Annotated in this window: 13 protein-coding genes; 4 read left to right on the forward strand and 9 right to left on the reverse strand. The window is 73.8% G+C overall.

The window, feature by feature from the left end; genetic code table 11:
• Positions 1 to 90: 90 nt before the first annotated feature.
• Positions 91 to 915 (forward strand): maleylpyruvate isomerase family mycothiol-dependent enzyme, encoded by an 825-nt coding sequence (locus tag IO30_RS0109235; protein WP_031141147.1) that lies wholly within the window; start codon positions 91 to 93, stop codon positions 913 to 915.
• Positions 916 to 928: 13 nt separating this feature from the next.
• Here IO30_RS0109235 and IO30_RS0109240 read toward each other — a convergent pair whose 3' ends face one another.
• Both IO30_RS0109240 and IO30_RS0109245 read right to left on the reverse strand, forming a co-directional pair.
• Positions 929 to 2,278 carry an MFS transporter gene (locus tag IO30_RS0109240; RefSeq protein WP_051859357.1) on the reverse strand — a complete coding sequence of 450 codons (1,350 nt, stop codon included), beginning with the start codon at positions 2,276 to 2,278 and terminating at the stop codon, positions 929 to 931.
• A complete protein-coding gene (locus IO30_RS0109245; RefSeq protein ID WP_031141150.1) occupies positions 2,275 to 2,925 on the reverse strand; it encodes a GntR family transcriptional regulator in 651 nt (216 codons plus the stop codon). The genes IO30_RS0109240 and IO30_RS0109245 overlap by 4 nt, the downstream gene beginning before the upstream one ends.
• Positions 2,926 to 3,071: 146 nt before the next feature.
• Between IO30_RS0109245 and IO30_RS0109250 the strand changes: the two genes are divergently transcribed.
• Positions 3,072 to 4,259: a DUF418 domain-containing protein gene (locus IO30_RS0109250; RefSeq protein WP_031141151.1), complete on the forward strand. Its 1,188-nt coding sequence runs from the start codon at positions 3,072 to 3,074 to the stop codon at positions 4,257 to 4,259.
• Here IO30_RS0109250 and IO30_RS0109255 read toward each other — a convergent pair.
• Entirely contained in the window at positions 4,243 to 4,551 is a 309-nt protein-coding gene (locus IO30_RS0109255; RefSeq protein WP_031141153.1) for a protease inhibitor I42 family protein, read from the reverse strand. The genes IO30_RS0109250 and IO30_RS0109255 overlap by 17 nt on opposite strands.
• A 29-nt stretch (positions 4,552 to 4,580) precedes the next feature.
• The gene (locus IO30_RS0109260) at positions 4,581 to 6,482 is read right to left on the reverse strand and encodes a C1 family peptidase (protein WP_031141155.1); all 1,902 of its coding nucleotides are present in this window, start codon (positions 6,480 to 6,482) and stop codon (positions 4,581 to 4,583) included.
• A gap of 273 nt (positions 6,483 to 6,755) precedes the next feature.
• On the opposite strand from IO30_RS0109260, the gene IO30_RS0109265 reads away from it, so the two are divergent.
• Positions 6,756 to 7,961, forward strand: coding sequence for a DUF1266 domain-containing protein (locus IO30_RS0109265; RefSeq protein ID WP_031141157.1), 1,206 nt, complete (start codon positions 6,756 to 6,758; stop codon positions 7,959 to 7,961).
• 75 nt (positions 7,962 to 8,036) lie between these two features.
• Positions 8,037 to 8,447 (forward strand): PPOX class F420-dependent oxidoreductase, encoded by a 411-nt coding sequence (locus tag IO30_RS0109270; RefSeq protein WP_031141159.1) that lies wholly within the window; start codon positions 8,037 to 8,039, stop codon positions 8,445 to 8,447.
• A 38-nt stretch (positions 8,448 to 8,485) separates the two neighbouring features.
• On the opposite strand, the gene IO30_RS41830 is transcribed toward IO30_RS0109270, so the two are convergent.
• The 5 genes from IO30_RS41830 to pdhA form a co-directional block, all read right to left on the reverse strand.
• Positions 8,486 to 9,250, reverse strand: coding sequence for a hypothetical protein (locus IO30_RS41830; protein ID WP_051859358.1), 765 nt, complete (start codon positions 9,248 to 9,250; stop codon positions 8,486 to 8,488).
• 48 nt (positions 9,251 to 9,298) lie between these two features.
• Positions 9,299 to 10,249, reverse strand: a complete 951-nt coding sequence (locus tag IO30_RS0109280) for a GNAT family N-acetyltransferase (RefSeq protein ID WP_031141163.1) — start codon at positions 10,247 to 10,249, stop codon at positions 9,299 to 9,301.
• Positions 10,250 to 10,414: 165 nt separating this feature from the next.
• Complete coding sequence (locus IO30_RS0109285) at positions 10,415 to 11,878, reverse strand: dihydrolipoamide acetyltransferase family protein (protein WP_031141165.1); 1,464 nt, start codon at positions 11,876 to 11,878, stop codon at positions 10,415 to 10,417.
• 12 nt (positions 11,879 to 11,890) lie between these two features.
• Positions 11,891 to 12,871 (reverse strand): alpha-ketoacid dehydrogenase subunit beta, encoded by a 981-nt coding sequence (locus IO30_RS0109290; protein ID WP_031141167.1) that lies wholly within the window; start codon positions 12,869 to 12,871, stop codon positions 11,891 to 11,893.
• 5 nt (positions 12,872 to 12,876) lie between these two features.
• The gene (gene pdhA / locus IO30_RS0109295) at positions 12,877 to 14,076 is read right to left on the reverse strand and encodes a pyruvate dehydrogenase (acetyl-transferring) E1 component subunit alpha (protein ID WP_031141169.1); all 1,200 of its coding nucleotides are present in this window, start codon (positions 14,074 to 14,076) and stop codon (positions 12,877 to 12,879) included.
• Positions 14,077 to 14,349 lie beyond the last annotated feature (273 nt).

Here is a 14,349-nt window from a genome sequence, read left to right on the forward strand (position 1 = left end):
AAGCACTGCCGGGGTGCTCACCGGCAGCGTAGTTTTGGATGAGCCACTGCTTCCAGAACGCGCCACTGAACAGCACCGCGAGGGGTCCCGTTGACCGTCCATCCCAGCCTTCAGCCCTATGCCGACGCGTGGACGCATTCCATCGAGGCGATATCCGAGCTGGTCCTCCCCCTGGCCGAGGGCGAGTGGAACCGGGCCACCCCGTGCCCCGGCTGGTCGGTCCGTGACGTCGTGTCACACATCATCGGTATCGAATGTGAGCAGCTCGGGGACCCGCGGCCGATCCACACCGTGGCCCGGGACCTGCGGCACGTGGTGGACGAGTTCAGCCGGTACATGGAGGTGCAGGTCGACGTCCGCCGTCACCACACCGCCCCGGAGATGACCTCGGAGCTGGAGTACACCGTCATCCGCCGCTCCCGGCAGCTGCGCAACGAGAAGCGGGATCCGGCCACGATGGTGCGCGGTCCGCTGGGCGACCAGGTGACGCTGGAGCAGGCACTGCGGCTGCGGGCGTTCGACGTGTGGATGCACGAGCAGGACCTGCGCGCGGCCCTGGGCGCACCCGGGAACTGGGACGCGCCGGGGGCGTACGTGGCGCGGGACCTCCTGCTGGCCGGGCTGCCGAAGGCGGTCGCGAAGGGCGCGGGCGCCCCGGCGAACTCGGCGGTGGTCGTGGACGTGCACGGGCAGCTGGAGTTCATGCGGACGGTACGGGTGGACGCGGCGGGCCGCGGGACGCTGGACAAGGCCCCCTCGCTGGGCCCGGCCGTGACGCTGACCCTGGACTGGGAGACGTACGTCCGCCTGGCGGGAGGCCGGGTCCGCCCGCACTCCGTGGCGGACCGGGTGAAGGCGGAGGGCGACCCGGAGCTGGCGGAGGCCATCCTGGCGAACTTCGCGGTCACCCCGTAGCGGGCGGGCGCCGTCAGCGGTCGCCGGCGGGGGCCGGGGCGGTGGCGGGGGCGGGGGCCGGGATCACCGTACGGACCCGGTCGCGGTCCCTGTCGCGTTCGCGTTCCCGTTCCCGGGACAGGGCGCGGCCGCGCAGGCGGAGGATCTGCGTGATCCCCAGGGCCTCCAGCACGAACACCGTCGAGAAGGCGATGCGGTAGTCGTCGCCGGTGGCGTCGAGCAGGATGCCCACCGCCAGCAGGGTGGTCATCGAGGCGAGGAAGCCGCCCATGTTCGTGATCCCGGACGCGGTGCCCTGGCGTTCCGCCGGATTCGCCGGGCGGGCGAAGTCGAAGCCGATCATCGAGGCCGGGCCGCACGAGCCGAGCACCAGGCACAGGGTGACCAGCAGCCACATCGGCGCCCGGTCGCCCGGGTACACCAGCACCGCCGCCCACAGCAGCGCGGTCACGGCGACCGTGCCGAGGGCGAGGGGGATCCGCGAGGACTGGCGGCGGCCGACGACCTGGCCGTAGACCAGCCCGAGCGCCATGTTGGAGGCGACCACCAGGGTCAGCAGGCCGCCCGCGGTGGTCCGCGACAGCCCCTGCGCCTCGACCAGGAACGGCATGCCCCACAGCAGCAGGAACACCATCGCGGGGAACTGCGTCGTGAAGTGCACCCACAGCCCGAGGCGGGTGCCGGGTTCGCTCCAGGACTCCTTGATCTGGCGGCGGACGAAGCCGCCCCCGCCCCGCGGCAAGGAGGCCGGTCCGTGCCCTTCGGGGTGGTCGCGCAGGAACAGCACCAGCGGGACGAGGACCACCAGCCCGGCGACCGCGCTGCCCGCGAAGGCCGCCGTCCAGCCCACCCCGTGCAGGACGGGCGCGAGCACGAGGGTGGAGACGAGGTTGCCCGCCATGCCGACGAGCCCGGCCAGCTGGGCCATCAGCGGTGCCCGCCGGGCCGGGAACCAGCGGGTGCCGAGCCGCAGCACCGAGATGAAGGTCATCGCGTCGCCGCAGCCGAGCAGGGCCCGCGCGGCGAGCGCCATCCCGTACGAGGGGGAGAGCGCGAAGCCGAGCTGGCCCGCGGTGAAGAGCACCGCTCCCAGCGTCAGGACCTTCTTGGTGCCGAGCCGGTCCACCATCAGCCCCACGGGTATCTGCATGCCCGCGTAGACCAGCAGCTGGAGCAGCGAGAAGGTGGCCAGCGCCGAGGCGTTGACGTGGAAGCGGTCGGCGGCGTCGAGTCCGGCCACGCCCAGGCTGGTGCGGAAGATCACCGCCACGAAGTAGACGGCGACGCCGATGCCCCAGACGGCGACGGCCCGGCGCCCGCCGGGAGGGTCCAAGGGCACGGCCGGGGCCGTCCGCGCGGTCACCGGCCCGGCCCCCGCACCAGTGCCTCGACCCGTCCGATGTGCCCGCGCACGGCTGCGGCGGCCGCCGCCTCGTCCCCGGCGCGCAGAGCGTCCAGGATCTCGGTGTGCTCGGCCAGCGTCCGCTCCACCCGGTCGGGGTGGCCGTGCAGGAGGGCCACGCCCATCCGCAGCTGGCGGTCGCGGAGCTGGTCGTAGAGGCGGCACAGGATCTGGTTGCCGGCGCTGCGCACGATCTCGGCGTGGAAGGCCCGGTCGGCGGCCGTCATCGCGGCGAGGTCGCCCTCGGCTGCGTGCCTCTGCTGCTGCGCGAGCAGGACGGCGAGCCGGTCCAGCAGGCCCGGTGGCGCGGGCACGGCCCGGCGGACGGTGAACTCCTCGACCAGCAGCCGGGTTTCGATGACGTCGGTGATCTCCTGGGCGGAGACCGGCAGCACCAGCGCGCCCTTCTTCGGGTACAGCTTCAGCAGCCCCTCGGTCTCCAGCCGCAGCAGGGCCTCGCGGACCGGTGTGCGCGACACCCCCACGGCGTCGGCGAGTTCGCCCTCGGTGAGGAGGGTGCCGCCTTCGTAGTGACGCTCCAGGACGCCTTCCTTGACGTGCTGGTAGACGCGGTCGGCGGCGGTCCCGGTGCGGGTGGCGGCTGGCATGCGCACAGCATAGATACAACAGGGGTGCAAGCCCGGGGCCCGTCCAGGATGTGGACCCGCGGACCGCCCCGCTGCATCGAAGGATGTAGTGCGGCTTCGTCCACCGGCACGAGGTGCACGCCCGGGCGGGCCGGGACGCTGGATGCATGGCCGACACCGTCCTGACCCCCGCCGTGGCCGCGCGAACGGCCCGCCTCCCGCTCCTCGACGTCCTGCGCGGCGCCGCCATCCTCGGCACGCTGATGACGAACGTCTGGATCTTCGCCTCGCCCGGTTCGGAGTGGAGCGTGGTCCAGGGCGGCCTCGCCGTCTCCGACCCGCTCGCCGACCCCTCCGCCGCCACCATCGCCGAGAGCGTCTTCCGCTTCCTCGCCGACGGCAAGTTCCTGGCCCTGCTGACGGTCCTGTTCGGTGTCGGCCTGGCCATCCAGTACGACTCCGCCGCGCGCCGCGGCGACCCCTGGCCCGGCCGGTACTGGCGGCGCGCCGCCTTCCTCTTCGTGGAGGGCACCGTCCACTTCGTGCTCGTCTTCGCCTGGGACGTGCTGATGGGGTACGCCGTCACCGCCCTGCTGGTCGCCTGGCTGCTGGCCCGCTCCGAGAAGGTCCGCCGCCGCGCCATGTGGACGGCCGGCGGGGTGCACCTGGCCCTGGTCGCCCTGGTGACGCTGGCCGCCGTGACCACCCGGCAGGGGCCGCCGCAGGGCCCGGACCCGGCCGCCGTCGAGCTGTACGACGGCCAGGGCGGCTACGCCTCCCAGGTCGCGTTCCGGCTGGAGAACTTCCTGATCCTGCGCATCGAGCCCGTCTTCTCCTTCGGGCTGCTGGTCTTCCTCTTCCTCCTCGGTGTCCGCCTGCACCGCGCGGGCGCCTTCGCCCCCACCCCCGCAGGCCGCCGCATGCGCCGCCGCATGGCCGCCTGGGGCATCGGGCTCGGCCTGCCGCTGAACGCCGCCACGGCCCTCGGCGGAGAGGACTTCTTCGTCCTGGGCCGGTACGGCTGCGCGCCCCTGCTCGCCCTCGGCTACCTGGGCCTGATCGGCCTCGCCCTCGACCGGGCCTGGCTCCCCCGGAGCCTCACCACCGCCCTCTCCAACGTCGGCCGCACCGCCCTGACCTGCTACGTCACCCAGAACCTGCTCTGCATGCTGGTCTGCTACGGCTTCGGACTGGCCCTGACCCGACGGCTGGACGGCTCCGGCCCCTGGTGGGTGATGGGCCTGTGGGCGGCCGTGGGCCTGACCCTGCTGGCCGGCTCCACGCTGTGGCTGCGCCGCTTCGGACGGGGCCCGCTGGAATCCGTCCAGCACCGGGTGCTCAGCCCCCGGCGGTGACGGTCACCTCCAGCACGAACTCGTCGTACGGGGCCTCCTGCGGGCAGGGCGGCCGGACCTGCGCGAAGCGGATCCGGGCCCGGCCGCCCGGCGGGCGGCCCCGCACGGTGTACGTCCGGTGCACCGGGTCCCCGGGGAACGCCTCGCCCGGCCGTGCGGGCTCCTCCGTCACCACCACCGCGTCCGCGTTCCCGGTGACCTGCCAGGTCCAGACGTACCCGCGGGCCCCGCGCCCGGTGAGGTGCAGCGCGTACGACTCCCCCGGGGCGAGCACCACCTCCCGCACCTCCACCTGCCACCGCCCACCTTCGCGCCGGGTCCTCAGACGGGGCCGATGACCCGCCCCTCGTGCCAGCCCACGCTGTCGCGCCAGTAGTGCTGGAGCCGGCGGTCGGTGCGCAGGACGACGACTTCCAGGTTGAACCCGAAGCTGCCCTGGAGCATCCCGGTGACCGCGAGCACCTCCTGTCCGAAGACCGCGCCGCGGGTCCAGGCGGAGCCGGAGGCGTTCCCGCGCCACCAGTGCTCGACGCGTCCGCCGTCGACGGCCACGCACAGCTCGTAGTTCCCGGCGGTGTCCTCGTCGGCCGCGCCGTGCTGGGACTCGATCAGGCAGGGCGCGGAGACGGCGGCGGTCCCGCTGCCGAAGACCTCCCCGGCGCGCCAGGCGGAGCCCGCCCCGTCGTCCTGCCACCACATCTGCATGCGGCCGTCCGTGCGGGCGGCGACCAGTTCGAGGCGGCGGCTGCGGTTCTGCACCAGGGCGGGACCGTAGTGGGCGATGCCGGAGGCGAAACGGCCGCCGTCGGTCCAGTTCCAGGGGGCGCCGTTGATCCGCCACCAGTGGTTCAGGCGGCCGTCGGCGGTCCGCACGACCACCTCGAAATGGCCCGGCTTGCCGTGATCGCTCTGGATGAAGGCCGGGGTGGAGCCGACGGCAGCGTCGCCGGGCCCGAAGGCGCCGCCGTCGCGCCAGGCCCCACCGCTCTGCTCGTAGTACCAGTGGCGCAGCCGCCCGCCGGTGGTGACGTGCAGGGACTCCATGTTGCGGTTGTACGTGGACCCGGTGAAGGCGGGCTGGCCGGAGGCATCGTGCGCGAAGGTGCCCGCGCGGGCCCACGGGAAGGGGGCGTCGCCCTCGCGCCACCAGTGCTGGAGGCGGCCGCCGCGGGTGGTGGCGGCGAGTTCGAAATTGCGGTGGGCGCGGCCGTTGCCGCTCTCGTAGACGTTGCCCGCGTGCAGGCGGCGCTTGGTCCACGGGTCGGTGTTGGTGCCGTACAGGCCGCACTTGGCCCAGTAGTCGATGTTGACCTCGCCGTAGCCGATCCGCCCGTAGCCGCCCACGTGGTGGCCGGTGCCCCAGGAGTTCTTGAACAGCCAGCAGCCCGCGGCGTCGTCGTAGCCGACGACCAGCACGCACTGGCCGCCCGCGATCCGCTCCGAGGTGCGGTGGTAGACCCCGGAGCCGAGGCCGAAGAAGTCCTCGTACACGTCGAAGCAGGCGGTCAGCGGGCCGACCGTGTCCAGCCAGACCTTCTGCTGCTCCACGTCGCCGAGCCGCACGTGGGCGCCGGTCCGCACGGTCCGGCCCGAGCGGTCCCAGCTGGGCGTGTGCTCGGCGCGCCAGGCCTCGCGGCGGGCGGCGGGCAGGCCTGCGGGCGGGGTGCCGTACGGCCAGCAGTCCGGGTCGGCGAGCCCGCCGTTGGCCCCGATCCACTCCAGCGCGGACTCGGGGTCGCCGCCCTGGCCGCAGGCGGCCTTCATCCCGTCCCGCACGTCCCCCTCGGACCGCACCGCCCACACGCAGTGCTCGATGCGGGCCATGGACTCCACCAGGCCCGCGGCGCCGAAGGCCCAGGAGGACCCGCACGGGTTCTGGTCCTTCACCTTGGTGATCCAGGGCAGTCCCCAGCGGACCCGCCAGTCCACCGCCGCCGGACGGACCCCGGCCGCCGCCGGGCGCACCTCCTGCCCGGGGAGGAGGCCGTGCGCGGCGCGGCGCCGGGTGAGGTGGGGGATGCCGCTCTCCCGGCCCGCGAGCGCCCGCAGGTCGACCGGGCCGACCGCCGCGGCGGGCGTGAGGTTCGCCCCGGGCTCCAGGCCGAGCGCGGGCCGCGGCAGCCGGTCCCCGTCGCCCAGCCGGTCCAGGACCGACCACCGCGCCCCCAGCGCCGCCAGGTGCGCCCGTAGTTCCCCCGCGGTCTGGACAGACTCCTCCGGCATGGCGGCCCCCCAGCTGCACCCGTTTCGTCCCGAGCCCCGGAGCGTCTCCCCGCACGCGGAGCACGTCAAGGGGGTCCGGAGGGTCGCGCGGTGGCACGGGGGCGTACGGGCCCGGCCGCGCACGGGAGCCGCGGCCCAACTGGCGTACGCACCACGCCGATCAGCACGGACGGCGGCGATCGCCGGCCCCGGCCCGGCGGACCGGCGGCCCCCCGTACCGGGGAGTCAGCGGCCGGGGAACGAGCCGGCGCCGCGTCCGTATAAGGTCCCCACATGGGGACCTGGATCGCACCGAGCGCCATCGAAAGAGAGCTGTACGAAGCCAGGGGCGCCGGGAACTGGTCCGCGTATCTCGACGCCCTCGGCCGGGCCCAGCTCTACCTCGCGCAGCCGCGGGTCCAGGCCGACGCCGACCCCGAGACGGTCCGCTTCTACCCCACCCCGGACAACGCCCTGGTGGTCCACACCGCCGGCATGCTGCCCGCCCCGGTCCCGGAGACGGTCTACGAGTCCCAGAGCCTCGGCTGGTTCGCCAAGGTCTGGACCCCCTCCGACCCCGCCTTCCTCGCCGTGAACCCGGGCACCCCCGCCGAGGCCTACCTCACCACCACCCCCGCCGACCTGGCCCGCTGGCGGGCCCACGGCGAGGCCGCCACCCACCGCGGCCTGCCGGAGGGCAAGGTGCACGCCCTGTTCACCGGCGGCCCGCTGCACGGCCCCATCGCCCACGGCCTCGCGATAGGCGGCCACCTCGCCGTGACGAACGGGGAGTTCTGGAACTCCCTCGCCTACCACGGCTGCGGCTACCACCACGAGCGGCGCCGCCTCCACAAGGGCTGGGGCATCACCGACCGGCCCGGCTGGCTCGCCACCCTGGAGCAGCTGCTGAACGCGGAGATGGTCAGTCCCGTCTGGGAGTACGCGCTGCGCGTGCGCCGCGTCCTGGCCTCCGACTTCGCGGGCCCCGTGGACATCGAGCACTGGCGGCACGCCGCCGAGGCCAGCCTGCGCCGCAACGCCGAACGCTCCGCCGAACCGAAGCTCACCCCCGACGGGGTCACCCTCGCCGAGCCGCGGCCCACCGCCGAGGTGGAGGGCGAGATCGCCGGGGTGAAGCGGCTCATCGGCCGGATCGCCCGCTACGAGCAGCGCTTCCGGGCCGACGGGCTGCTGCCCGGGGACGGCTGGGTCCGCTCGGTGGAGGGCTGGGACCACGGCCGGGCCTCCCAGATGGCCCGCTGGGGCCTGGGCACCCGCTACGGCACCCTCCACGAGGCGGAGCGGGCCGTGCTGCGCGCGGGGGAGTCCGCCCGCCAGACGTACCGGTCCTGGGCGGAGTTCTCCGCCGGGTACGTCCTGGGCCGCTGCCTGCACTTCGACGAGGAGGAGTTCGGCGAGTGGTACGCGGGAGCCCTCGCCGCCCACCTCGCACTGACCACCGATCCGGCGAGCCCGTGGCTCAACATCAGCTGGAAGTGAGCGACTTCGGGTAGTCGCCGGGCCCGGGCCGAAATCGCGCTGCGGCCCCCGGCAGCCCCGACTAGCCTCGCCGCCATGACTGTTGAGCTGAACGAGACCGTACGCAAGCTGCTCGACGCCCCGCACCCGGCGGTCCTGGCGACCGTCAACCCCGACGGCAGCCCCCAGAGTTCGGTGGTCTGGGTCACCCGTGACGGCGGCGACGTGCTGATCTCCACCGAACAGGGCCGCCGCAAGGAGCGCAACATCCTGCGCGACGCACGGGTGGGCCTGACCGTCTTCGACCTCGCCAATCCCTTCCTCTACGCGGAGATCCGCGGCACGGCCACCGTCACCGAGGACGCCGGCCGCGCGGTGGCCGTCCGCATCGCCGAGGAGTACGCGGGCCCGGGCGCGGGCAAGGATTACGCCGAGGCCCCGCCGCAGGACGTGCGCGTGGTCCTGCGCATCACCCCGACCAAGGTCCTGGGCAACGCCGCCCGTTAGCCACGGCTGCGGCGTCGGCCCCCGCCCCGGCGGCGCCCTCAGGGCAGCCGGGGCCTGACCGCCGACCAGGCGTCGGCCGCCTCCGCCAAGGGGTCGGCGTCCTGGAGGTGGGGGCGGGCCGCGGCCATCCAGGGGATCAGGCTCTTGATGCGGCGCAGGTGCAGGATCCGCGGCTGCGGGAGCTCCCGCCAGACGGCGGCCTCCTCCGCGGCCTGTTGCGGGCTCAGGTCGATCAGCGCCAGCAGGTCCCGGCACAGGGCGGCCGGGTCACCGCCGCGGCCGGGGCCGAAGGTGCGGATCAGGTAGCCGCGTACGGAGCCCAGCTCGGCCCCGCTGACCAGGTCCGACGCCTCCTCGGCGCGGGCGCAGCGGTGGGTCGCGGCCAGCGCCACCCGGCCCCAGCGCAGCCGCACCTCGTCGGGCAGCGCCTCGTCCTGCATGCGGGCCGCGGCCAGGACGCGCAGGGTCCGCGGCCGGGGCTCGTCCAGCAGCGGGGGCCCGGTGGCCAGCCAGGACTCCAGTTCCGCCAGGGAGTGCCCGTCGGGCGGCACCGAGGTCAGCACCTGCCCCCGGGTGAGCAGCGCGACCACGGCGCCGGTGAGCCGCACCTTCGCGACGTGCCCGGCGCCGAAGGAGGCGACGGCCCGCCCGTACCGCTCTATGGCGCGCAGGCCGAGCCTCAGCTCACCGGCGGCGTAGACCTGGCCGGTCCGGGCCACCCCGCCGATGCAGCGGACCACGCACACCCCGCCCGTCACGTCGGCCTCCTCCACGGAGTACACCTGCAGTTCGGCGATGGACACCCCGGCCCCCTTTCCCGGCCGGGAGGCTACCGCCCGCGGGGCCGCGGTTCACGCACCGGCCGCCTCTTCCTCCTCCGGCTCCAGGACGAGGCGGATCTCGGTGACCTCGTAGCCGGCCCGGTCGAAGGCGGCGGCCATGGGGAGGTTGACGCTGTCGGTGGTCGCCGTGATGCGGTCGGCCCCCTCGCCCGCGTGGAAGCGGGTGATCTCGGCCAGGACCTCGTCGATCAGGCCGCGGCCTCGCTGCTCGGGCACGACGCCCAGGTAGCCGACGTTGCGGTGGTAGGGGGTGGCGGAGGGCAGGGCCATTCCGGCCAGGGTGCCGTCGGGCAGGTGGGCCAGGCGCCACCAGGAGCGCTCGCCCGGGCAGTCGCGGTAGAAGGCGATGTCCTCGCGGGCCAGCTGCTCGGCGTCCATGGAGCGCAGTTCGGCCTGGGTGTGCTCGTCGAGGCTGCCGCGGGACAGCCGGACGAAGGCGTCCAGGAACTCCTCGTCGGTGCCCTCGCGGAAGAGCAGCCGGCCGGTGGGCTCGGCGGTTCCGGCGGCGGGGGTCCACTCGTAGCGCAGGCGCTCGATCCCGCGCGTCAGGCCCGCCCGGTGCGCGGCCTCGCGGCGCCAGGCGACGCCTGCGGCCAGTTCGGGGCGGGTCTGCCAGTCGCGGGGCAGGGAGAGGTTGTAGAGCGGGAGCGCGCCGAAGGCGGCGTGCCCGGCGGCGAGGAGTCCGGCGGCCACGGCCGCCGGGTCGGGCACGTCGCCGCGCACCTGGAGGCAGTCGAGGGCGACGGGCCGCTCACTGTCGGCGCGGCCCCACCACAGGGCGCGGGCCAGCACCTCGCCGTCCTCGTCCTCGGCGAACCAGGTCCACTCGGGGCGGAACTGTCCGGCGGCGAGCTCCTCGCGGATCTTCTCGGCGGTCAGGGCGGCGACGGGGCCGTCGGCCGGGTACGCGGCGGCGCGGTCGAGGTCGGCGGGGTCTGCGGTGGCAGGGCGGAAGCGCATCCGGCGATGATCACACGGGGTCACGGCCCTGGCCAGGGATTTCCTTCGGTCCCGCACCGCGGGCGGGCGGTCGGCGGCGGTCGGCGGCAGCCCGCCGGCGGGCCGGACGGCCGACGGCCGGCCCCGTGGTGCGGGACCGGCCGTCGGGTGGTGCGTCGTACCGCGTCACGACCAGGTGATCAGGCGGCGCGGGTGTTCCAGGACCGCGGCGATGTCGGCCAGGAACCGGGAACCGAGCTCCCCGTCGATGAGACGGTGGTCGAACGACAGTGCCAGGGTGGTGACCTGACGGGCCTTCACCTTGCCCTTGTGGACCCACGGCTGGAGCTTGATCGCGCCGACCGCGAGGATCGCGGACTCGCCCGGGTTCAGGATCGGCGTACCGGTGTCGACGCCGAAGACGCCGACGTTGGTGACGGTGATCGTGCCGTTCTGCATGTCGGCCGGGGAGGTCTTGCCGTCGCGGGCCGTGGAGACCAGCGAGGACAGCGCCTCGGACAGCTCGGGCAGGGTCTTGGCGTGCGCGTCCTTGATGTTCGGGACGATCAGCCCCCGGGGGGTGGCCGCGGCGATCCCCAGGTTGACGTAGTGCTTGAGCACGATCTCCTGGGCCGCCTCGTCCCAGGACGCGTTGACGTCCGGGTTGCGGCGGATGGCCACGAGCACGGCCTTGGCGATCAGGAGCAGCGGGTTGATCCGCAGCCCCGCGAGGTCCGGGTCGGCCTTGAGCTCCTGGACCAGCTTCATCGTGCGCGTCACGTCGAAGGTGATGAACTCGGTGACGTGCGGCGCGGTGAAGGCGGAGCCGACCATCGCCTGGGCGGTGACCTTGCGGACGCCCTTGACCGGGACACGGGTCTCCCGCTCCGCCGCTGCGGCCACCGGGGCCTGGACGGGCGCGGGCGCCGACGCGGCCACCGGGGCGGCCACGGTCACCGCCGCCGGGGCGGCCACGGTCTGCGGGGCGAGCGCCGCGGCGGCCGCCGCGTGCACGTCCTCCCGGGTCACGACGCCGCCGTCACCGGTGGCGACCACCGAGACGAGGTCGATCCCGAGGTCCTTGGCGAGCTTGCGCACCGGAGGCTTGGCCAGCGGCCGGCCTTCGGCGGACTGCCCGTTCCCGTTCTGCTGCGCCGGGACCACCGGCGCGGCCGGGGCCACGGGAGCCGCCGGGGCCACGGGAGCCGCCACGGCCGCCGGGGCGGCCGAGCCGTTCTGCGCGGCCGTACCCGCCGCCTTGCGCGGGCGGCGCTTCGTGGAGGCCGTGGAGACCCCGTAGCCGACCAGCACGGGCTGGCGGGCCGCGGCGGCGGGCTCCTGCGCCGGGGCGGCAGCGGCGGCCGGAGCCGCCTCCTGCACCGGGGCCTGCTCGGCGGTGGCGGCGCCCGCCTCGGTCTGCACCGAGATGATCACCTGGCCGACGTCGACCGTGACGCCCTCCTCGAAGAGGAGCGCGTGCACGACCCCGTCGAAGGGGATCGGCAGCTCCACCGCGGCCTTGGCCGTCTCGACCTCGCAGACGACCTGGCCGTCGGTGACGGTGTCACCGGGCTGGACGTACCACTTGAGGATCTCGGCCTCGGTGAGGCCCTCGCCCACGTCGGGCATCTTGAATTCGCGGATCGTCATGAACGTGGCTCCTCAGTACGCCAGCGAGCGGTCGACGGCGTCGAGCACCCTGTCCAGGCCCGGCAGGTACTCGTCCTCCAGGCGGGCCGGCGGGTACGGGGCGTGGAAGCCGCCCACGCGCAGCACCGGCGCCTCCAGGTGGTAGAAGCACCGCTCGGTGATGCGGGCGGCGATCTCCGAGCCCACGCCGAGGAAGACCGGCGCCTCGTGGACGACCACGAGCCGGCGGGTCTTCTCGACCGAGGCCTGCAGCCCGTCGAAGTCGATCGGGGACATCGAGCGCAGGTCGACGACCTCCACCGACTTGCCCTCCTCGGCGGCGGCGGCCGCGGCCTCCAGGCAGACCTTCACCATCGGACCGTAGGCGGCCAGCGTGATGTCGGAGCCCTCCCGCGCCACCCGTGCGGTGTGCAGGGAGTCGGGGATCGACTCGACGTCGACCTCGCCCTTGTCCCAGTAGCGCCGCTTCGGCTCGAAGAAGATCACCGGGTCGTCGCTGAGGATCGCCTGCTGGAGCATCCAGTACGCGTCGCTCGCGTTCGACGGGGAGACCACCTTGAGGCCCGGGACGTGCGCGAACAGCGTCTCCGGGGACTCGCTGTGGTGCTCGACCGCGCCGATGCCGCCCGCGTACGGGATGCGGATGACGACCGGCAGCTTGATCGTGCCCAGCGAGCGCGCGTGCATCTTCGCGAGCTGCGTGACGATCTGGTCGTACGCGGGGAAGACGAACCCGTCGAACTGGATCTCCACGACCGGCCGGTACCCGCGCAGGGCCAGGCCGATGGCGGTGCCGACGATGCCCGACTCGGCGAGCGGGGTGTCGATGACCCGCTCCTCGCCGAAGTCCTTCTGGAGCCCGTCGGTGATGCGGAAGACGCCGCCGAGCTTGCCGACGTCCTCACCCATGATCAGGACCTTGGGGTCCGTCTCCAGGGCCTTGCGCAGCGAGTCGTTGAGGGCCTTCGCGATGGTCAGCTTCTGAACGGCCATGACGGTCACTCCCCGCCTTCGAAGGACGCGAGGTAGGCGGCGAACTGGGCGCGCTCCTCGTCGACGAGCGCGTGCCCGTCCGCGTAGACGTTCTCGAAGATCGCCATGGTGTCGGGGTCGGGCATGGCGCGCACGACCTCGCGGACCCGCTTGCCCAGCGCCTCGCTCTCCACCTCCAGCTCCGCGAAGAACGCCTCGTCGGCGCCTCCGGTGGCCAGCAGGTGGGTCTTCAGGCGCAGGATCGGGTCCTTCGCCTCCCAGGCTGCCGTCTCCTCGTCCCGCCGGTACTTCGTCGGGTCGTCGGAGGTGGTGTGCGCGCCCATGCGGTACGTGAACGCCTCGACCAGCGTCGGGCCCTCGCCGCGGCGGGCGCGGTCCAGGGCCCAGCGGGTCACGGCCAGACAGGCCAGGACGTCGTTGCCGTCGACGCGGACGCCCGGGAAGCCGAAGCCCTGCGCGCGCTGGTAGAGCGGCACGCGCATCTGGCGCTCGGTGGGCTCGGAGATCGCCCACTGGTTGTTCTGGCAGAAGAACACCACGGGGGAGTTGTAGACCGCCGAGAAGGTGAACGCCTCGGCGACGTCGCCCTGGCTGGACGCGCCGTCGCCGAAGTAGGCGATGACCGCGCTGTCCGCGCCGTCCTTGGCCACACCCATCGCGTAACCGGTCGCGTGCAGCGTCTGCGAGCCGATGACGATCGTGTACAGGTGGAAGTTGTTGGTGGTCGGGTCCCAGCCGCCGTGGTTCACGCCGCGGAACATGCCGAGCAGGTTGGTCGGGTCGACTCCGCGACACCAGGCCACACCGTGTTCGCGGTAGGTCGGGAAGACGTAGTCGTCGTCGTTCAGGGCCCGGCCGGAGCCGATCTGGGCGGCCTCCTGGCCGAGCAGCGAGGCCCACAGGCCCAGCTCGCCCTGGCGCTGGAGGGCGGTCGCCTCACCGTCGAAACGGCGGGTCAGGACCATGTCGCGGTACAGACCGCGCAGGTCCTCGGTGGTGATGTCGGCGACGAAGGGGGCGAATTCCGCGTTCTCCGCGCTCTCTACCCGGTCCCCTTCGGGCGTCAGCAGCTGTACGAGCTGAGGTACGGCGTCCTGCGTCTGCGCGGTGGCAGCGGCGGACTTGCGGGCGCTGGTCGCGCCCGCCGCCCGCTTGGTGCCGCTGCTGCGTCGCGGCTTGCGCGCGGCAGTGCTCTCCACGGTCACGTGTGCTCCTCCGTCGGTCCGGCACCCGGGTTCTCCGGGGTCCAGTGCGGCTCACCTGACTCTGTACCCGCGCACGGGGTGGGTGCGCGCTGTGTACGGGATCCAGGCGTGACAGGTGCCCCGGCGAGTGCCCTGCGCAATGCACGTTACCCAGTGCGCCGCATAACTGCGAAACCCCAGTTGACCTGCGCGTTTGCTTGGATTTCCAAGTAAATTCGGGCAGGCGGGAACAACCACTGGTCACAGCCTTGCAGGGGGCCGGAACACCGGCAC

It is taken from the genome of Streptomyces xanthophaeus, assembly GCF_000725805.1.
Lineage (GTDB): Bacteria > Actinomycetota > Actinomycetes > Streptomycetales > Streptomycetaceae > Streptomyces > Streptomyces xanthophaeus.